At 71.7% G+C, this 17,470-nt stretch carries 17 protein-coding genes, 1 pseudogene and 1 riboswitch; of the genes and pseudogenes, 6 read left to right on the top strand and 12 right to left on the bottom strand.

What is annotated here, in order from left to right; translation table 11 throughout:
* Positions 1-62: 62 nt before the first annotated feature.
* The 3 genes from Q8A52_RS35850 to Q8A52_RS35840 all read right to left on the bottom strand — a co-directional run bounded on the left by Q8A52_RS35850 (position 63) and on the right by Q8A52_RS35840 (position 4,368).
* Positions 63-2,630, bottom strand: a complete 2,568-nt coding sequence (locus Q8A52_RS35850) for an ABC transporter permease (RefSeq protein ID WP_316759220.1) — start codon at positions 2,628-2,630, stop codon at positions 63-65.
* 4 nt (positions 2,631-2,634) lie between these two features.
* A complete protein-coding gene (locus Q8A52_RS35845) occupies positions 2,635-3,444 on the bottom strand; it encodes an ABC transporter ATP-binding protein (RefSeq protein ID WP_316759217.1) in 810 nt (269 codons plus the stop codon).
* Positions 3,445-3,645: 201 nt separating this feature from the next.
* On the bottom strand, positions 3,646-4,368 hold the full coding sequence (locus Q8A52_RS35840) for a class I SAM-dependent methyltransferase (RefSeq protein ID WP_316759216.1): 723 nt from the start codon (positions 4,366-4,368) through the stop codon (positions 3,646-3,648).
* Between the two features lie 131 nt (positions 4,369-4,499).
* Between Q8A52_RS35840 and Q8A52_RS35835 the strand changes: the two are divergent.
* Positions 4,500-5,735, top strand: a pseudogene (locus tag Q8A52_RS35835) (helix-turn-helix transcriptional regulator); the annotation flags it as partial.
* A 72-nt stretch (positions 5,736-5,807) separates the two neighbouring features.
* Here the strand turns inward: Q8A52_RS35835 and bioD are convergent.
* The 3 genes from bioD to bioB are packed head-to-tail and all read right to left on the bottom strand — an operon-like array spanning position 5,808 to position 9,034.
* Complete coding sequence (gene bioD / locus Q8A52_RS35830) at positions 5,808-6,524, bottom strand: dethiobiotin synthase (RefSeq protein WP_316759214.1); 717 nt, start codon at positions 6,522-6,524, stop codon at positions 5,808-5,810.
* Between the two features lies 1 nt (position 6,525).
* The gene (locus Q8A52_RS35825; protein ID WP_316759210.1) at positions 6,526-7,806 is read right to left on the bottom strand and encodes an adenosylmethionine--8-amino-7-oxononanoate transaminase; all 1,281 of its coding nucleotides are present in this window, start codon (positions 7,804-7,806) and stop codon (positions 6,526-6,528) included.
* A complete protein-coding gene (gene bioB, locus Q8A52_RS35820; RefSeq protein WP_316759208.1) occupies positions 7,799-9,034 on the bottom strand; it encodes a biotin synthase BioB in 1,236 nt (411 codons plus the stop codon). Before bioB ends, Q8A52_RS35825 begins: the two co-directional genes overlap by 8 nt.
* A 147-nt stretch (positions 9,035-9,181) precedes the next feature.
* On the opposite strand from bioB, the gene Q8A52_RS35815 reads away from it, so the two are divergent.
* Positions 9,182-10,309, top strand: coding sequence for an 8-amino-7-oxononanoate synthase (locus tag Q8A52_RS35815; protein ID WP_316759206.1), 1,128 nt, complete (start codon positions 9,182-9,184; stop codon positions 10,307-10,309).
* Positions 10,310-10,384: 75 nt separating this feature from the next.
* On the opposite strand, the gene Q8A52_RS35810 is transcribed toward Q8A52_RS35815, so the two are convergent.
* Positions 10,385-10,609 (bottom strand): DUF397 domain-containing protein, encoded by a 225-nt coding sequence (locus Q8A52_RS35810; protein WP_316759205.1) that lies wholly within the window; start codon positions 10,607-10,609, stop codon positions 10,385-10,387.
* A gap of 9 nt (positions 10,610-10,618) precedes the next feature.
* The gene (locus Q8A52_RS35805) at positions 10,619-11,485 is read right to left on the bottom strand and encodes a helix-turn-helix domain-containing protein (RefSeq protein WP_316759203.1); all 867 of its coding nucleotides are present in this window, start codon (positions 11,483-11,485) and stop codon (positions 10,619-10,621) included.
* 213 nt (positions 11,486-11,698) lie between these two features.
* On the opposite strand from Q8A52_RS35805, the gene Q8A52_RS35800 reads away from it, so the two are divergent.
* On the top strand, positions 11,699-12,157 hold the full coding sequence (locus tag Q8A52_RS35800) for an ATP-binding protein (protein ID WP_316759201.1): 459 nt from the start codon (positions 11,699-11,701) through the stop codon (positions 12,155-12,157).
* A 3-nt stretch (positions 12,158-12,160) separates the two neighbouring features.
* Here Q8A52_RS35800 and Q8A52_RS35795 read toward each other — a convergent pair whose 3' ends face one another.
* Positions 12,161-13,084, bottom strand: a complete 924-nt coding sequence (locus Q8A52_RS35795; protein ID WP_316759199.1) for a LysR family transcriptional regulator — start codon at positions 13,082-13,084, stop codon at positions 12,161-12,163.
* A gap of 88 nt (positions 13,085-13,172) precedes the next feature.
* On the opposite strand from Q8A52_RS35795, the gene Q8A52_RS35790 reads away from it, so the two are divergent.
* Complete coding sequence (locus Q8A52_RS35790; protein ID WP_316759197.1) at positions 13,173-13,793, top strand: LysE family translocator; 621 nt, start codon at positions 13,173-13,175, stop codon at positions 13,791-13,793.
* A gap of 69 nt (positions 13,794-13,862) precedes the next feature.
* On the opposite strand, the gene Q8A52_RS35785 is transcribed toward Q8A52_RS35790, so the two are convergent.
* The 3 genes from Q8A52_RS35785 to Q8A52_RS35775 form a co-directional block, all read right to left on the bottom strand.
* On the bottom strand, positions 13,863-14,336 hold the full coding sequence (locus tag Q8A52_RS35785; RefSeq protein ID WP_316759196.1) for a C40 family peptidase: 474 nt from the start codon (positions 14,334-14,336) through the stop codon (positions 13,863-13,865).
* Positions 14,337-14,339: 3 nt separating this feature from the next.
* Positions 14,340-14,546, bottom strand: a riboswitch (cyclic di-AMP (ydaO/yuaA leader).
* Positions 14,547-14,866: 320 nt separating this feature from the next.
* The gene (locus tag Q8A52_RS35780; protein WP_316759195.1) at positions 14,867-15,175 is read right to left on the bottom strand and encodes a hypothetical protein; all 309 of its coding nucleotides are present in this window, start codon (positions 15,173-15,175) and stop codon (positions 14,867-14,869) included.
* 8 nt (positions 15,176-15,183) lie between these two features.
* Positions 15,184-15,819, bottom strand: coding sequence for an ATP-dependent Clp protease proteolytic subunit (locus Q8A52_RS35775; protein WP_316759194.1), 636 nt, complete (start codon positions 15,817-15,819; stop codon positions 15,184-15,186).
* Positions 15,820-15,960: 141 nt separating this feature from the next.
* On the opposite strand from Q8A52_RS35775, the gene Q8A52_RS35770 reads away from it, so the two are divergent.
* Positions 15,961-16,245 carry a type II toxin-antitoxin system Phd/YefM family antitoxin gene (locus Q8A52_RS35770; protein WP_316759193.1) on the top strand — a complete coding sequence of 95 codons (285 nt, stop codon included), beginning with the start codon at positions 15,961-15,963 and terminating at the stop codon, positions 16,243-16,245.
* Positions 16,246-17,162: 917 nt separating this feature from the next.
* Positions 17,163-17,465 carry an urease subunit gamma gene (locus Q8A52_RS35765; RefSeq protein ID WP_263206152.1) on the top strand — a complete coding sequence of 101 codons (303 nt, stop codon included), beginning with the start codon at positions 17,163-17,165 and terminating at the stop codon, positions 17,463-17,465.
* The last annotated feature ends 5 nt before the right edge of the window (positions 17,466-17,470 follow it).

Genomic DNA, 17,470 nt, shown 5'->3' with positions numbered 1-17,470 from the left:
CACGCGACTTGGGATTCCGCCGCGATTCCGTCAGTCATGGACGATGGCGGCCGGCACTTTCATCACTCGTGCGCGATGGCCGCCAGCACATTCATGCGGGAGGCACGCAACGCCGGCAGCAGCGCCGCCACGATGCCCACGACCGCGGAGCCGATGACGACCGCGACGATCGTGCCCCAGGGGATCGCGAGCGCCGTCATGCCCTGCAGCGCCAGCACCTGCTGGGTGCACACGCCCCACACCAGCCCCAGCGCCAGCCCCAGGACCGCGCCGAACACCGCGATCACCACCGACTCCAGCCGGATCATCCGGCGCAGCTGCCGCCGGGCGAGCCCGATCGCGCGCAGCAGGCCGATCTCCCGCGTGCGTTCCACGACCGACAGGGCGAGGGTGTTGACGACACCCAGTACCGCGATGACGATCGCCAGCCCGAGCAGCGCGTACACCAGGTAGAGCAGCACCGCGATCTGGTCGTGGACCAGCTTCTTGTAGTCGGCCTGGTCGCGCACCTGCACCTGCGGATACTCGGCGAGCGTCTTCTCCAGGCGCGAGCGCAGCTGGTCGGCGGAGGTGCCGGGGGACTTGTTGACGTACAGGGACGCGTCCTGGCCGCCGGGCACGTACTTCTTGACCGTGCCGATGCCGAAGAAGAGCCCGCCCTGCATGCCGAACCCGCCGGAGCCGGCCTGGTCGGTGAGGGCGCCGACCTTCATCCCGGTCGTCCGGCCGCCCGGGAACTCGACCGGGATCACACTGCCGAGGCGCACCTTGTGGTCCTTGGCGAAGTCGGAGTCCATGCCGAGGCTGCCGTCCGCCAACGCGGCCGCGGTGTTGCCGCTCGCATAGGTGACGTGGGCGACGTCGTCGACCTGGGAGTCGTATCCGGCGGCGGTCGTCTCGATCCGCTTGCCGTCCGGCAGCCGCACCGCCACTGGCGCGAACCGCTGCCGTACGACCAGGCCCACACCCTCCGTGCCGCGCACCTTGTCGGTGATCTCCTGTGTGAACGGCAGGAAGTTGCTGTTCTGCACGACGAAGTCGGCGCCGAGCGTCTTGTCGATCTGCTGGTCGAACGACTTGGACATGGAGGCGCTCGCCACCGACATCCCGCCGACCAGGGCCAGTCCGACCATCAGGGCGGCCGCGGTGGCGCCGGTGCGGCGCGGGTTGCGCAGGGCGTTGCGCTGGCTCATCCGGCCGATCGAACCGAACAGCGCGGGGAAGGCCCCGCCGAGGACGCGGATCACCGGCCGGACGAGCAGCGGTCCGGCGATCACGGTCGCGATGAGCGTCAGGACGACACCGAGGCCGAGGAACGAGGCCGCCGAACTCGTCCTGCTCGCGCCCGCGCAGCCGGCGAGCGCGGCTGCGCCGGCCGCCCCGACGACGGATCCGACGATCGCCCGCGTGCGCAACGGCCGTCCCACACCGGCGATCTCGGCGTCCGCGAGCGCGGCCATCGGCGACACGGTCGCCGCGCGACGGGCGGGCAGATACGCCGCGACGAAGGTGACACCGACACCGACGACGTACGCCGCGACGGGGGTCGGCCATCCGACGACCATCTCGGTGGCCTTGAGATTCATGCCGAACGCGCTCATCAGCTTGATCAGCCCGAACGCGAGCCCGATCCCGGCGGCCAGACCCAGCGTGGAGCCGACCACGCCGAGCAGCACCGCCTCGGTCAGCACGGACCGCCGCACCTGGCGCCGGTCGGCGCCCAGGGCACGCAGCAGGCCCAGTTCGCGGGTGCGCTGGGCGATCAGCATGGAGAAGGTGTTGACGATCAGGAAGATGCCGACCAGGACCGCGATCCCGGCGAAGCCGAGCATCACGTACTTGATCACGTCGAGGAATCCGCCGAGGTCGGCGGCGTCCGACTTGGCCTGCTCGTCGGCGGTCTTCAGGTCGTAGCTGCCGGTGCCGACCGCCTGTCCGACGCGCTGCTTGAGCACGTCGTCGGTCACGCCCTTCGCCGCGTCCACCGAGATGGCGGTGGCCCGGTCGGCGGAGCCGAGCAGTTCGCGGGCGGCGACCGCGGGGTCGAGGAAGACCAGCGCCGCGCCCGGGTTGGTGGTGGTGAAGGTGGCGATGCCGACGACCCGCACCTTGAAGGTGCCCGGTTGCGCCTGCACGGTCAGCGAGTCGCCGATCCGTACGTGCTTCTTGTCGGCGGTGTCCGCGTCGAGCAGCGCCTCTCCCGCGCCGCCCGGGGCGTGGCCGGAGGTCAGCTTCACCGGACTGCGGTCGGTGACGTACCAGTCGGTGGCGATGGTCGGGGCGCCCGTGGTCGGGCCGACGGACTTGTTCCTGCTGTCGACCACCACGATGTTCTGCACGGACACGTCCGCGTGGGTCGTCGCGACCCCGTCCACCTTTGCGACCTGGTCCGCGAGGGCCGCGGGGACCGTCTGCACGGCGCCGGTCGGCACGGACGACTTGAGGTCCTCCTTCGGTCCCACCGTCACATCGGCGGCGGTGGAGGCGAAGAGCCGGTCGAAGGTGCGGCTGACCGTGTCGGAGAAGATCAGGCTGCCCGCGACGAACGCCACGGACAGGACGACGGCCAGCGCGGACAGCAGCAGCCGTCCCTTGTGGGCGAGGAAGCTTCTGAGGGTTGCCTTCAGCACGGGGTCAGTCCTCCTCGGCGGCGCTGTCGCCGTCGAACGAGCCGCGCGCCACGTCGAACCGCTTCATCCGCTCCAGCACCGCCTCCGCCGTCGGCTGCTCCATCCGGTCCACGATCCGCCCGTCGGCGAGGAAGAGAACCAGGTCGGAGTGGGCGGCCGCGCCCGGGTCGTGGGTCACCATGACGACGGTCTGGCCGAGGTCGTCCACGGCGTCCCGAAGGAACCCCAGGACTTCGAGGCCGGCGCGCGAGTCGAGGTTGCCGGTCGGCTCGTCGGCGAAGATCAGCTCGGGCCGGGAGGCCAGCGCCCGCGCACAGGCGACCCGCTGCTGCTGCCCGCCGGACAACTGCGTGGGCCGGTGCCTCAGCCGGTCGCGCAGCCCGAGGGTGTCGATGACCTGGTCCAGCCACTTCTCGTCGGGCTTCTTGCCCGCGATGTCCATGGGCAGGGTGATGTTCTCGGCCGCGTTCAGCGTCGGAATGAGGTTGAACGACTGGAACATGAAGCCGATCCGGTCCCGGCGCAGCCGGGTCAGCTCCCGCTCCTTCAGACCCGTGATCTCGGTGTCGCCGAGCCACACCTGACCGGCGGAGACGCTGTCGAGCCCCGCCAGACAGTGCATGAGGGTGGACTTCCCGGAGCCCGAGGGCCCCATGACCGCGGTGAAGCGGCCACGGGCTATGTCCACGTCCACCGAGTCGAGGGCGCGCACCGTGGTCTCGCCCGAGCCGTACGCCTTCGTCAGACCGCGCGCGCGGGCGGCGATCCCGTCGGCCGACCGCCCCGGCGGGTGCTCCGCAGCAGGTGTGGACAAGGCCGCCTCCTCGCTCGCCTGGACTTCAGCACTCCCTTGCCGCGGCCGAGCCTAGTGTGACGGTGGGCACAGCCGGTATCCCCCCTGTGGCCGAGGCGGTCTCCGCCCCAGGAAGGGTCCCTGATACCGGTGTAAGGGGCAACCTCCACCCGTGGGCGGACAGTGGGCGCCGCGGGACCGGCTTTCTGCGCCGTCGCCGGATCAGCTCTCCGCCGCGCCGGATTCGCGATCGGCGGCCCCCTCGCCGAGGGCGGGGCGCCGGGCCGAGCCCAGGACGCAGTACGACGTGGGCAGCTTCGGCCCCTTCTCCGGCATCAGCACCTGCCGGTAGGGGCCGAGTTCGAACCCGGCCTCGCGCAGTGCGGCGACCGGTTCGCGGGCCAGGTGGCAGCCGCCGCTCAGCCCGGGCCACAGTGTGCGGTCCAGGGCGCGCTGGGTGAAGGCCATCGCCCGGCCGCCGCCCCGGCCGTGCTCGAAGAACCGCACCTCGCCGCCGGGCCGCAGCACGCGCCGCAGCTCCCCGAGGGCACGCGGCACGTCACGGACGCTGCACAGCACCAGGGACAGCACGGCCGCGTCGTACGCCTCGCTCTTCACCGGCAGCGCCTCCGCCGCACCCGGCACCACGTCCACCGGCACCTCGCAGCGCCGGGCGGCCTGCAGGGCCAACTGCCGCAGCAGGCGCTCCGGTTCGATCGCGACCACCTCCGACACCGTGCCCGGGTAGTGCGCGAAGTTCAGTCCGTTGCCCGCGCCGATCTCGATCACACGCCCGGACAGTCCGGCGAGCAGCCGGTCACGCACCCGGGCCATGCCGAGTCTGGTCTCGGCCCGTGTACTGACGCGGGCGTAGCAGCGGGCGAACAGCGGGTGGTGGACGGGATCCCGCGCCAGCTTGCCGGAGTCCGCGGGTCGTATCCCCATGGCAACCTCCCAGACAGGACGGCCAGGTCGGGCCTACGGGGATTGTCCCCCGTGCGGGCCCGTCACACCCCCGCCGTTGGGCTCATGCGATGAAGTCGCGCACCTGTTCGTATATGCCGTGGTCGTTGATGGTGCTCGCACTGGCCATCGAAGCCGCCGTCTACACCGGGGACCTGAGGAGATGCCGGGAGGCGTTCGTCGTCGCCCACTGGCTGGGCGTCGCACCGCCCGGCGCCCTCGCCGGCCTCTGTGCCGCCGTCGAGGGCCGCTACGAGGACGCCCGTGCCGTACTGAAAGCGTCAGCGGGCCGGTGCGGGCCCGGCGGCGACCCCACCTTGCTGATCCACTCCGGTATCGCCGCCCTGATGCTCGGCGACCACACCCGCGCCGCGACCGCCACCCTCCGGGCCGCCGCCTCCGCCCGGGCGCGGGGCACCCCCGTCACCGCCGTACAGGCGATGGAGTTCCGCGCGTACGCCGACTTCTGGACCGGACGGACCCGCGCCGCCGAGGCCGCCGCACAGGACGCGCTGGGCCAGGCGTACGCCACCGGGCAGGACAACGGGGCCTGTCATCTGCGGGCCGCCCTCGCCACGTTCGCGGCGGTCACCGGTGACGAGGACGCCTGCCGGGAGCGCGCCGGGCCGCCCGCTCGCACGCCCTCGCCCGCGGCCTGGGCCTGCCCGCCGCGCTGGCCCAGTGGGCGCTCGCCTTCCTGGACCTCGGCAGCGGCCGGTACCCCGCCGCCGCGGCCCGGCTGCGTGCAATCGCCCAATTCGGGCCCGGTCACGGTCACCGTGCCATCCGGCACCTGGCCACCCCGCACTACGTGGAGGCCGCCGCACGCACCGGGGACACCCGGGTCGCGCGCGCCGCCCACGCCGACTACCAGCGCTGGGCGAGCGCCGTCCGCAGCCCCGACGACGCGGCGTTCGGCGCCCGCTGCCGGGCCCTGCTCGCGCCCGGCGCCACGGCCGTGGAGCACTACCGCACGGCCCTCGACCTGCACGCCCGTGGCACCCGCGACTTCGAACGCGCCCGCACGGAACTGCTGTTCGCGGGCCAGCGCCCTGGAGGCCTTCGAGTCCTTCGGCGCCCCGCACTGCGCCGCACAGGCCCGCGCCGAACTGCGGGTCCTGGGCACCCCGGTACAGGCGCCCGCCGCCAGGGATCCGGCCGCCCTCCTCACCGCCCAGCAGCTGATGGTCGCCCGCATGGCCGCCGAGGGCGCCACCAACCGCGAGATCGCCGACCGCCTCGCCCTCAGCCCCCGCACGGTCGACCACCATCTGCGCGGCGTCTTCGCCCGGTTGGGCATCCGGTCAAGGATCGAGCTGGTACGGCTGCTCGCGCAGGGAGCCGGCTGAGGCGCTCCGGACACAGGCGCGGGGCCGCCCCGACAGAAGCGGCCCCACGTCCGAGCCACGGGACTGCCGTCCCTACGGGGCCTCTCGCACCCGGAACGCCTCCGCGTCCCAGCTGCCGTCCAGCCGAGGTGACAGCCAGCCCGGAGCCGCACCGCGGAAGTCGGCGGGCGCCAGTGCCCCGGCCCCGGCGGGCAGCGCGCCCAGCAGCGGAGCGGCCGCCACCTCCGGCAGGTCCGCGAGGTTGCAGCGCGAGGCGAGGTCGGGCTCCTCCGGCCAGCTGCCGATCACCACGCCGAGCAGCCCGATCTCCCGGGACCGCAGTTCACGCGCCGTCAGCTCGGTGGTGTTCAGGGTGCCGAGCCCGGCGCTGGCGACGATCAGCACGGGCGCGTTCAGCAGCCGCGCCGCGTCCGCCAGCGTGCCGCCCGCCGCGTCGAACCGTACGAGCAGCCCGCCCGCCCCCTCGACCAGCACGAGGTCGTGGTCGGTGGCCAGCTTGGCGGCCGCCTCGGCCACCTCGTGCGGGTGCACGGGTGCGAGCCCCGCCCGCCGCGCCGCCGTGCCCGGGGCCAACGGGTCCGGGTAGCGCGCCAGTTCGGTCACGGTCATCGCGCCCGCGAGACGCGCGACCTCGTCGGCGTCCCCGCGCTCGTCCGGCCCCACCCCGGTCTGCGCGGCCTTCAGCACGGCCACCGACCGACCGGCCGCGAGCGCCGCGGCGGCCACCGCGGCGGTCGTGACCGTCTTGCCGACCTCCGTGCCCGTGCCTGTGATCACCAGTACCGGCATCTCATCCCTCCCGCGCCGCCGCGCACACCGCGCGCGCGATCCGCGCCACGTCCGCGTCACCCGTCACGTACGGCGGCATCGTGTAGATCAGATCGCGGAACGGCCGCAGCCACACGCCCTCCCGCACGGCGGCCCGCGTGGCCGCCGCCATGTCCACCTCGTGGTCGAGCTGTACGACCCCGATCGCGCCCAGAACCCGGACGTCCTTCACCCCGGGCAGGTCCGCGGCCGGGGCAAGTCCCTCCCGCAGGCCCGTCCCGATCCGCTTGACCTCGGCCTGCCAGTCCTGTCCGAGCAGCAGCCCGATCGAGGCACAGGCCACGGCGGCCGCCAGCGGATTGCCCATGAACGTCGGACCGTGGGCCAGCACCGGCACCTCGCCCTGCGAGATGCCGTCGGCCACCCGCGGGGTGCACAGGGTGGCCGCCATGGTCAGATAGCCGCCGGTCAGCGCCTTGCCCACGCACATCACGTCCGGTGTCACGGCCGCGTGGTCCGCCGCGAACAGCGCGCCCGTGCGGCCGAAACCGGTCGCGATCTCGTCGAACACCAGCAGCACGTCGTGCGCGTCGCAAGCCTCGCGCAGCACCCGCAGATAGGCGGGGGAGTGGAAGCGCATCCCGCCCGCACCCTGCACCACCGGCTCGACGATCACGGCGGCCAGTTCGCCGGCGTGCCGCTCGATCGCCGCGCGCAGCTGCTCGGCGTACGACTCCTCGTACTCGGCGGGCGGCGCGTCCGTGAACACCTGGCGCGGCAGGATGCCGGACCACAGCTGGTGCATGCCGCCGTCGGGATCGCACACGGCCATCGGCTGCCAGGTGTCCCCGTGGTAGCCGCCCCGCCAGGTCAGCAGACGTTGCTTCTCCGGTCGGCCCAGCGAACGCCAGTACTGCAGGCACATCTTGACCGCGACCTCGACCGACACCGAGCCGGAGTCGGCCAGGAAGACATGCTCCAGACCGTCTGGTGACATGTCGACAAGGAGCTTCGCGAGCCGGACGGCGGGCTCGTGCGTGAGCCCGCCGAACATCACATGGCTCATCCGCCCGAGCTGCCCCTGTGCCGCCTCGTTGAGCACCGGGTGGTTGTAGCCGTGGATCGCCGACCACCAGGAAGACATGCCGTCGACGAGTTCGCCCGAGCCGTCCGCGAGCTTCAGCCGCACCCCGCTCGCCGACTCCACGACGAGCGGTTCGGCGCGCCCGGGCATCGGACCGTACGGGTGCCACACGTGCCGTCGGTCGAGCTCGAGCAGCTCGGGCACGCTGAGGTCAGGCATTGGGAGCGAGATCCGTTCCGGCACCCCGGCGGCGCACGGCGACCAGATCGGGTCGCGGCTCGTTCACCTGTGCGGTGGCGTCCGCCGGCGCGGCGGCGACGGAACCGCAGACCCCGCCGCCTTCGTGGGAGCCGCAGCCGGCACTCTCGTGCGAACCGCAGCCGTCGCCCTCGTGCGACCCGCAGCCCGCCTCGGCGTGCGAACCGCAGCCGCCCGCGACAGCCGCGCGGTGCTCCGGAAGCGTCACCTGGTCGGAGCCCTCGACCTCGAACCCGGCGTCCGCGATCATCTCCAGGTCCGCCTTGCCGGCCTGGCCCTCGCTGGTGAGGTAGTCACCGAGGAAGATCGAGTTGGCCAGGTTCAGCGCGAGGGGCTGCATGGTGCGCAGGTGCACCTCGCGGCCGCCCGCGATCCGCACCTCGACGTCCGGGCAGACGAACCGGACCATCGCCAGGATGCGCAGACACCGCTGCGGGGTGAGGTTCCACTCCTTGGCGAGCGGGGTGCCCTCGAACGGGATCAGGAAGTTCACCGGCACCGAGTCCGGGTCGAGCTCGCGCAGCGAGAAGACCACGTCCACCAGGTCCTCGTCGCTCTCGCCCATGCCCGCGATCAGACCGGAACACGCGGACAGGCCGGCCGAGTGCGCCTTTTGCACCGTGTCCACCCGGTCGGCGTACGTGTGCGTGGTCGTGATGTCCGCGTATGTTCCCTCGGAGGTGTTGAGGTTGTGGTTGTACGCGTCCGCGCCCGCGTCGCGCAGCCGCTCGGCCTGGCCGTCGGAGAGCAGACCGAGACAGGCGCACACCTCGACGCCGTCGTTCTGCTCCTTGATCGCCTTGATGGTGTCCGACACCCGGTCCACGTCCCGGTCCGTCGGGCCGCGTCCGCTGGCCACCAGACAGACCCGCTTGGCACCCCCGGCCAGGCCCGCGGCGGCGGCCTGGGAGGCCTCGTCGGGCTTGAGCCAGGTGTACTTCAGGATGCCGGCGGTGGAGCCGAGCCGCTGCGAGCAGTAGGAGCAGTCCTCGGGGCACAAGCCGGACTTGAGGTTGACCAGGTAGTTAAGTTTTACGCGCCGGCCGAACCAGTGCCGGCGCACCTTGCCGGCCGCGGCCACCACATCGAGCAGGTCGTCGTCGGAGGTGGCGAGCACGGCGAGTGCTTCGTCGCGGGTCGGCAGCTCGCGCCGAAGCCCCTTGTCCACCAGCGTGTTCAGCAGGTCCATGAGGTCCGATCCTGTCCTACGGGACCGCCCCGGGCCAAGGAGAGTTTGCACAACGGAGACGGATCACCGTGTGGGTATTGCCACACCCTGGGCGGCTGGGCGTCCGGCTAGTGTCTGTCCGCTACCTACAAAAGCCCCGGAGGACCCATGGCGTTCGGCTGGATCGACGACCAGGTGGAGCAGCGCCGCCGCGCCGGACTCGTACGGACGCTGCGCCCCCGCCCCGCCGACTCGCCCCTGTTGGATCTGGCCAGCAATGACTACCTGGGACTGGCCCACCACCCCGAGGTCACCGAGGGAGCCGCGGCCGCCGCGCGCACCTGGGGCGGCGGTGCCACCGGGTCACGGCTGGTCACCGGTACGACCGAGCTGCACACCGAGCTCGAGCGCGAGCTGGCCGGGTTCTGCGGCTTCGAGGCGGCCCTGGTCTTCTCCTCCGGCTACGCCGCCAACCTCGCCGCCGTCACGGCACTGGGCCCGCACGGCTCCCTGATCGTCTCCGACGCGGGCAACCACGCCTCCCTGATCGACGGCTGCCGGCTCGCCCGTGGTGCCAGGCAGGTCGTGGGGCACGCCGACCCGGACGCGGTGCGCAAGGCGCTCGGCACGCACGAGGGGCCGGCGATCGTCGTCTCGGACACGGTGTTCTCGGTCGACGGGGACGCCGCGCCACTGGCCGCGCTCGCGGCGGCGAGCCGGGAGCACGGCGCCGGGCTGGTCGTCGACGACGCCCACGGACTCGGCGTCCTGGGCGACGGCGGGCGGGGAGCCCCAAACGCGGCCGGACTCGCGGGCGCCGAGGACGTCGTCGTGACCGTCACCCTGTCGAAGTCGCTGGGCAGCCAGGGCGGCGCCGTGCTCGGTCCCGCCCGGGTGATCGACCACCTGGTCAACGCGGCACGGACGTTCATCTTCGACACGGGCCTGGCCCCCGCCGCGGCCGGCGCGGCCCTGGCCGCCCTCCGGCTGCTGCGCCGTGAGCCGGCCCGGGCGGAGCGGGCCCGCGAGGTGGCCGCCGAACTGCACGCACGCCTGACCGCCATGGGTCTGGAGGCGGTACGCCCGGACGCCGCGGTCGTCTCCGTGCGTGCGCCGTCGCCCGAGGAGGCGGTGCGCTGGGCGGCCGACTGCCGAACGGCAGGCCTGGCCGTGGGCTGTTTCCGTCCTCCTTCCGTGCCCGACGGCATCTCACGGCTGAGGCTGACCGCCCGCGCGGACCTCTCCGAGGCCGAGATCGAACGCGCTGTACGTGTGATCGGCGAGGCGCGACCATGAGTCGGCGTGACACGGCCGTGCGCCGCCTGGGCGGAACCGATCAATAGCGATCGGTCGGATCGGGTCGTACGGGGATCAGCGGAACGTGGCCAGGAACCCCGCCCAGCTCTCGGGGGAGAAGAGCAGCGCGGGTCCGGCCGGTGCCTTGGAGTCGCGCACGGCGAGCAGTCCGGTCAGCGGACCGGAGCGCGGCCGTGCCGCCTCCACGCAGTTGTTCGCTCCCGTGCTGTAGCTGCTGCGCAGCCACCGCACGCCGTGCAGATCGGTACTGGAAGGTACGTTCCGAGGCAGTGCAGACATGGTGCCTCCTTACGCGCCGTCAGCTATCCCGGCGATGTAATCCAACGATTCCTCGGGCGAAAGGGCGTGGATCCGAAGGGTGTTGAAGGCCTCGGAGTAGGCCTGGAGGTCTTCTTTCCGTTCGAGATAGAGGCTACTCGTCAAGTGGTCGAGAACAACCACATCCAGATCAGCCGTGCTCGGAAATGAGAAGATAACGAAAGGGCCCGTGATGCCGATGTGAGCGCCGGCGGCGAACGGGAGAACCTGAAGCCTCACTTGGGGCAGTCGCGCCGCCTCTACCAGCCGTTCCAGCTGCCGCGCCATGACGCCAGGGCCGCCCACCTCCCGCCGCAGCACCGCCTCGTCCAGGACGGCACTCAGCTCCAGCGGCGGCTGTGACCGCAGCACGTCCTGCCGGGCCAGCCGCACCTTGACCAGCGCGTCCAGCCGCTCCTCGGCGTCGTCGAAGCCGCTCACGGCCGCCCGGGTCACCGCGCGGGCGTACTCCGGCGTCTGCAGCAGCCCCGGGACCACCGATGTCTCCAGCGTGCGCATCCCGCGCGCCTGCGACTCCAGGCTGATGAAGTCCCGGTAGGCGGGCGGCAGCACCCCGCGGTACGCGTGCCACCAGTGGTGTCGGCCGCCGACGTCGTCCGAGCCCGCCAACACCATCAGCAACTCGCGCAGTTGGCCGTCCACCACGCCGTACGCGTCCAGGAGTAAACGCACATCGGCCGGTTTCACCCCACTGGTGCCCGTCTCGATTCGGCTCACCTTCGACTGGTGCCAGCCCACCAGCCGGGCCGCCTCACCACTCGTGAGGCTCGCGCCGGTGCGCAGCGCGCGCAGTTCGGCGCCCAGTTTCCGGCGGCGTACCGCGGGACCGTTCTGCATGGGCTACTCCCTACTCCCTTCGAGCCGCCCAAATACGGTCTGCCGTCGCAGAGTTCACCGCTTCGAGCGACAGATATATGCATATCTTGGTGGATCGCCCCCGTGACACGTGCCGTAATGGCAGTCTGACGACGAAGCACCAGTCCGGGACCGTACTCGAACCATCCGGCTCCGTGCCGGACTGCGGTCCCGTGGGAAAGGGACGACGTCGTCATGGCAGACCATCTGGAAGCATCCGTCACTCTGCCGAGCGATCCCGCCTCGGTCTCCGCGGCCCGTTCCTACGCGCTGGCCACTCTCGCGGAATGGGGCCTGCCACCGGACACGGAAGTGGCCGACACGGTCCGGCTCATCGTCTCCGAACTCGCCACCAATGCCGTACAGCACACCTTCGGTCAGTCACCCACCTTCACGGTGGACCTCGTGCTCGATCGTGACGAACACCTGCGCATCGGCGTCACCGACAGCCATCCGCGCTTCCCGAAGAGACTGCCCGCCGCCGTCCAGCAGGACAACGGCCGAGGCATGGTGATCATCCGCTGGCTCACCGCCGAATGCGGCGGCAAGCTACGGGTCAGGCCCACCCGCGAGGGCGGCAAGACCGTCTCCATCGAACTTCCCTGGACGGTACCCGCCCAGCCGGTCACGGCGGCGGGACAGCAGGAGCCGTAGCACTCAGGCCCCCGGCGTCCGATACGCACGCCCGAACGCCCCGCGCAGCAGGGCCCGGAAGGTGTCGGCGGCCGGAGCCACCTCGTCGGCCCGGAACGCGACCGAGATCGTCCGGCGCAGTTCTCCCGCTCCCAGCGGGCGCACCCCGACCGGAGTGACCGCCGTCCGCGCCACCATCTCCGGTACGACGGCCACGCCGAGCCCGGCACTCACCAGCGCGCACACCACGGCGTACCCCGGGGTCGGCACCAGCACGGACGGCGTTGCCCCCGCCCGGGCCAGAAGCGCCTCCACTCCCTGCCGGGCGGGCAGTTCCGGCGCCATGCTGACCAGCGGCTGACCCGCCAGCCCCGACAGCGGCAGCCGGGAGGAGTCACTGCTCAGCGCATGCCCCGGGGCGGTCACCAGGACCAGCTCCTCGACCAGCACCGGCTCCAGACCCACCGAGGACGGCACCGGAACCGGCTCCGCCGGGTGATACGCGTGCGTCAGCGCCAGGTCCACCTCCCCGGCCGCCACCGCCGCCACGCCGGTCGGCGGATCGTAGTCGGCCACCGACAGCTCCACATCAGGATGCGCCCGGTGGAACGCGCTCAGCACCGGCGGCAGCAGATGGGTCCCGGCCGTCGGAAACGTACCGAGCCGGAGTGTGCCGCCCGACAGACCGGCCAGCCGGGCCAGTTCGTGCCGGGCCTGCTCCAACTCGTCGAGCACCCGGCGGGCCCGGGCCACCAGCAGCTCGCCCGCGTCCGTCAGCCGCGCCCCGCGGTGGTGCCGGACCAGCAACGCCGTCCCCGCCTCCCGCTCCAGCTTGGCCAGCTGCTGGGAGAGCGCCGGGGGTGTGTAGCCGAGCCGCTCGGCGGCACGGGTGATGGACCCCGCCTCCGCCACCGCGACGAGGGCGGCGAGTCGGATGGGGTCGTACATACCGGTTGCCCGCCCAAAGGAATGCTTAAGGTTCACCCAGGATATCCGAAATACCTGCTGAAGGCCCGTCCGCGGGAGGCTGGGGGCCATGGACGGACAGCTCATCGCCTTCACCGGGATCGCCGCCGGCATGGTCGCCATGCCCGGCGCCGACTTCACGGTCGTCGTACGCAACGCACTGGTCTCCCGCCGGGCGGGCATCGCCTGTGCGCTCGGCATCGCGGGCGGGCTGCTCGTCCACACGGCTCTGGTGGCCGCGGGGGTCGCCGCGGTCCTGGTCGCCGTGCCCCCGCTGTTCCGCGCCCTGCAACTGCTCGGCGGCGCGTATGTGCTGTATCTGGGCGGACGGACGCTGTGGTCGCTGCGGCAGCCGCAGAGCGGCGACACGGACAGCGGCACTCCGTCGGCCGCGCACCCGCTGCGTCAGGGGTTCATGACCAATGCCCTCAACCCCAAGGCCTCGCTGACCTTTCTCAGCCTGCTGCCCCAGTTCGTACCGGCGGGCAGCTCCGCGCTGCCCAGGACCCTGCTGCTCGCACTGATCGTGATCGGGCTGACCCTGGTGTGGTTCCCGACGGTGGCGCTGCTGGTGGACCGGCTCGGCCGGTGGCTGCGCCGGCCGCGGGCCGCCATGGCTCTTCGGTCGGCGACCGGTGTGGCGCTGACGGTTCTGGGCGCGGCCCTGCTCCTCGAACCGTTCCTGACGTGACACCAGGTCAGGCCGGAGCGGGACCCGAGGGGGTGACGGCGCCACAGGCCTGCCACCCCCTCGGGCGGGTCAGCTGACCCGGCCGTACCAGACGCTCCTCGTCCAGATCTTCTGCAGCTTCACCACGTCCCCGGTCTTCGGGGCGTGCCAGATCTTCCCCTTCCCGGCGTAGATCCCCACGTGGTACACGCTGGAGCCCGAGTGGAAGAAGACCAGGTCACCGGCCTTGCGGTGCTTGGCCGAGATGTGGTGGGTCTTGTTGTACTGCTGGGCGGCCGTACGGGGCAGGGTCTTGCCCGCCTTCTTGTACGAGTACAGCGTCAGCCCGGAGCAGTCGAACCTCCGCGGCCCGGTGGCGCCCCACCTGTAGGGGGACCCCTTCTTGGAAGCCGCGACCTGGAGTGCCTTCGTCGCCATCGTCGCGGCCGATGCGTCGGCGGCGACACCCGGAACCACGATCGAGCCGCCCACGGCGGCGATGGTGAGGGCCGAGGCCGTACCGGCCCGGGCCATGAGCGACGGGACACGATTGAGCGCAGTCATGCGCAACCCTTCGTCAGCCGCCTGTGAAGGATGACCTGTCGGATTCGGGCTGGCGAAGTAGCCCGGCCGCGTTGCCGCGGCTTCACCCCAAGGGCTGCTCGGAACGAACAAACAGACGAACGAACATCCGTTCCGGCGACCCGTCTTGCTTGGGTCCTCCACTCCTGCCGATCCACTCCTGTCGACCGGTCATCCGGGCGGCGGCAGGACTCGGCGTCCGCCCGGACCGCCCCGCCGCTGTGGCGGGGGCTTGTCGTCAGACAGGGATCTTCACTCACAGGTGTCCGAAAATCCCAATGGAATCGGGGATTTGTGGCGTTACTCACCACTCAGCCGTTCGGGTGGACACCGCTGTGTTCGAGTCAAGGTCGAGGGGGTCGGGGACCCCCGGACCAGCGCGGAAGCGTCTCACCGTCCCCCTCGGGCAAGCGTGTTGCGCAACCTCCACGGCCTTGGAAACGGACCCGCGACTACTCCAAACAGCGGTACACCTTTTGGGTCGTTTCAACTCCGTTCCGGACGGCAGTGCGTCAATCGGCGGCGTCGGGTGGGACGGTGACCCTCGCCGTCCGGCGTTCGCCGTCCAGCACCCGCAGTGCGCGCGCCAACGTGGCCGCGTGCAACTCCGTCTCGCCGCGCTGGTGCATGAGGGTCAGCGCGTCGCGCAGCTCCACCGCCGCACGGACCAGCGCCTGGGCGGCCCGCAGCCCGCGGTAGGTGTCCTCGTGCTGGGCCGGATTGATCCGGCCCAGGAGGTCGACCACATCGAGGTAACGGTCGATCAACTCACCCTCGGCCCGCGTCAGGGCAGGCAGCGGAGGCAGCTCCGGAGGCAGCATCCGCCGGCTCACCCCGCGTCCCGAGCGGCGCGGGAGGCCTTGCGGCTGGGGATGATCCCGTCCACCAGCCCGTGCTCCAGCGCGCCCGGCGCGTCCAGGATCAGATCCCGCTCCAGGTCCTCGTGGACCTGCTCCGGGCTGCGTCCGGTGTGCCGAACGAGCATTTCTTCGAGGAGGGTCCGGGTCCTGGCCAACTCCTCGGCCTGGATGACGAGGTCACTCGGCTGGCCCTCCACCGGCTCGGGCAGCGAGGGCTGCCCGAGCAGCACACGCGCGCCGGGCAGCGCGAACCGCTTGCCCGGCGTACCGGCGGCGAGCAGCACCGCGGCGGACGAGCCGGCCTGTCCCAGGCAGATCGTCTCCACGTCGCAGCCGACGTACCGCATCGTGTCGTAGACGGCCGCCATCGCGCTGAACGAGCCGCCGGGCGAGTTCAGATACAGCGAGATGTCCCGGTCCGGGTTGTCGTGCTCGAGATGCATGAACTGCGCCATCACGTCGTTCGCCGACGTGTCGTCGATCGGCGTGCCCAGGAAGACGATCCGCTCCTCCAGCAGCTTCGAGTACGGATCCAGCGTGCGGTGACCCGTGCTGGTGCGCTCGGTGAACTCGGGCAGGACATAGCGGGCGGACGGTCGGGACATGGCGTACCCCTCCTTGCGGCAGAGCCGTCTCCGGCAGAGCTCTCCGTATAAAATGTACAGGACGTACAGAGCGCCGGTGCAAGTGTCTGCTCGCGACGCAGAACCTGCGGAGCGCCGGAGGGGTCCCCGTAAGCTGGGGGTATGGCCTACGAGATTCCGGTGACGCAAGCCAGGGCTGAGCTCGCCGACCTGATCAACCGGGTGGTGTACGGCGGTGAGCGCGTCGTCGTGACGCGGCACGGAAAGCCTCTCGTCGCCCTCGTCTCCGCCGCCGACCTCGAACGGCTGGAGGAGCTCCACGAGTCCGCGGAGGACCCGGTGATCACCTCGGTCGCCGGCGTCCACGAGTCCGCGGCCGCAGCGGCGAACCATGACCGTCGGCGATTCGGCATCGCGGCGGAGCACAGGGGGGCGGGCGGCGCGTAGGACCTCCGGTCGATCTTCGCCGGGATCGGCCGGACGGGCCCCGGCCGTGCGGTGATTGGGGGCCGGGCCGGGCGGGGCCGTCGCCGGTGTGACGGCAAGGTCGAAGATCCCAATGAGCAGACCGAAATGACCGTGCGCCCCCCGTCCGCTACCGCGTCGGCGGGGATGTACGGTCGCTTGTGCGAGTGCCGGTCGGCCGATGGGTGCGAGCTCCGGCTCGGGCGCCGGTTCGCCGTTGTGGGTACGCGGCTTGAGCGCGCTGCCGAGCAGCACCGCGCCCAGGTCCAGCGCGGCCCACCGGCCCAGGGTGAGGGCGGGGACGGTCGCCGCCGTGCCGTCGAAGAACACTGCTCACGGCCGGCGTCGACAATCCGGACGCCGCCGCCTCCGTCCACCAGCCGCCCGTGATCACCCCAAGCCGGCTGCCCGCGATCCCGGCGGCGGCCACGCCCACCAGAGCGGCAGCACGCTCGCGGTCAGGGCCGCGTCGCGAGGGTCCTCGGTGGGGCGGCGCGGCTGCCGAGGGCTGCCCTGTCGCCCCAAAAGAATGATCGTTTGTTTTTTGGGCGGCGCCGCCCTCTGCTTCGCCCGCAACGGTTTGCGGTAAGGACGAGCTGATCGGGGCGATCGTCGGCGAGGTCCTCGACGCGCTCGTTAGACCCAGGAAGGGGCGTGTCTGGACGAGGGGCGCGGAGAACTACAAGTCCGCGGGACTGATCTCGGCGGACGCCGACGGAAGGAGTGCGGGCGTCGATGAACATGCGGGGCCCGCGCTCGGTCGTGTGACGATCACAGTTTGCTTAACGTGCCCGAAATCCGGTCCAACTAGCCTGCCCCTCCACGCCACCAGGCACTTTGCCCCGTGGCCGCGGCAACCGGACCCCGCACGGTCCGGAGCGAGGACTGTGAGGTGGGACGTGCAACTGACCCCGCACGAGCAAGAGAGGCTGCTGATCCATGTGGCGGCCGACGTCGCCGAGAAGCGCCGGGCCCGTGGGCTGAGGCTCAACCACCCCGAGACGGTCGCGCTCATCACGTCGCACATCCTCGAAGGCGCGCGTGACGGCCGTACCGTCGCCGAACTGATGGCCTCCGGGCGCAAGTTGCTCACCCGGGACGACGTCATGGAGGGCGTGCCCGAGATGATCCACGACGTCCAGGTGGAGGCGACCTTCCCGGACGGCACCAAACTCGTCACCGTCCACGACCCGATCGTCTGACGGGG

The sequence above is a fragment of the Streptomyces herbicida genome (assembly GCF_032656585.1).
Lineage (GTDB): Bacteria > Actinomycetota > Actinomycetes > Streptomycetales > Streptomycetaceae > Streptomyces > Streptomyces herbicida.
This window is presented reverse-complemented; position numbering and strand designations above follow the sequence as displayed.

Bases quoted from the DNA above. Each gene is read 5' to 3' on its own strand.
- Q8A52_RS35840 (WP_316759216.1), bottom strand. From the start codon at position 4,368: ATGGGGATACGACCCGCGGACTCCGGCAAGCTGGCGCGGGATCCCGTC.
- bioD (WP_316759214.1), bottom strand. From the start codon at position 6,524: ATGCCGGTACTGGTGATCACAGGCACGGGCACGGAGGTCGGCAAGACG.
- Q8A52_RS35825 (WP_316759210.1), bottom strand. From the start codon at position 7,806: ATGCCTGACCTCAGCGTGCCCGAGCTGCTCGAGCTCGACCGACGGCAC.
- bioB (WP_316759208.1), bottom strand. From the start codon at position 9,034: ATGGACCTGCTGAACACGCTGGTGGACAAGGGGCTTCGGCGCGAGCTG.
- Q8A52_RS35815 (WP_316759206.1), top strand. From the start codon at position 9,182: ATGGCGTTCGGCTGGATCGACGACCAGGTGGAGCAGCGCCGCCGCGCC.
- Q8A52_RS35810 (WP_316759205.1), bottom strand. From the start codon at position 10,609: ATGTCTGCACTGCCTCGGAACGTACCTTCCAGTACCGATCTGCACGGC.
- Q8A52_RS35805 (WP_316759203.1), bottom strand. From the start codon at position 11,485: ATGCAGAACGGTCCCGCGGTACGCCGCCGGAAACTGGGCGCCGAACTG.
- Q8A52_RS35800 (WP_316759201.1), top strand. From the start codon at position 11,699: ATGGCAGACCATCTGGAAGCATCCGTCACTCTGCCGAGCGATCCCGCC.
- Q8A52_RS35795 (WP_316759199.1), bottom strand. From the start codon at position 13,084: ATGTACGACCCCATCCGACTCGCCGCCCTCGTCGCGGTGGCGGAGGCG.
- Q8A52_RS35790 (WP_316759197.1), top strand. From the start codon at position 13,173: ATGGACGGACAGCTCATCGCCTTCACCGGGATCGCCGCCGGCATGGTC.
- Q8A52_RS35785 (WP_316759196.1), bottom strand. From the start codon at position 14,336: ATGACTGCGCTCAATCGTGTCCCGTCGCTCATGGCCCGGGCCGGTACG.
- Q8A52_RS35780 (WP_316759195.1), bottom strand. From the start codon at position 15,175: ATGCTGCCTCCGGAGCTGCCTCCGCTGCCTGCCCTGACGCGGGCCGAG.
- Q8A52_RS35775 (WP_316759194.1), bottom strand. From the start codon at position 15,819: ATGTCCCGACCGTCCGCCCGCTATGTCCTGCCCGAGTTCACCGAGCGC.
- Q8A52_RS35770 (WP_316759193.1), top strand. From the start codon at position 15,961: ATGGCCTACGAGATTCCGGTGACGCAAGCCAGGGCTGAGCTCGCCGAC.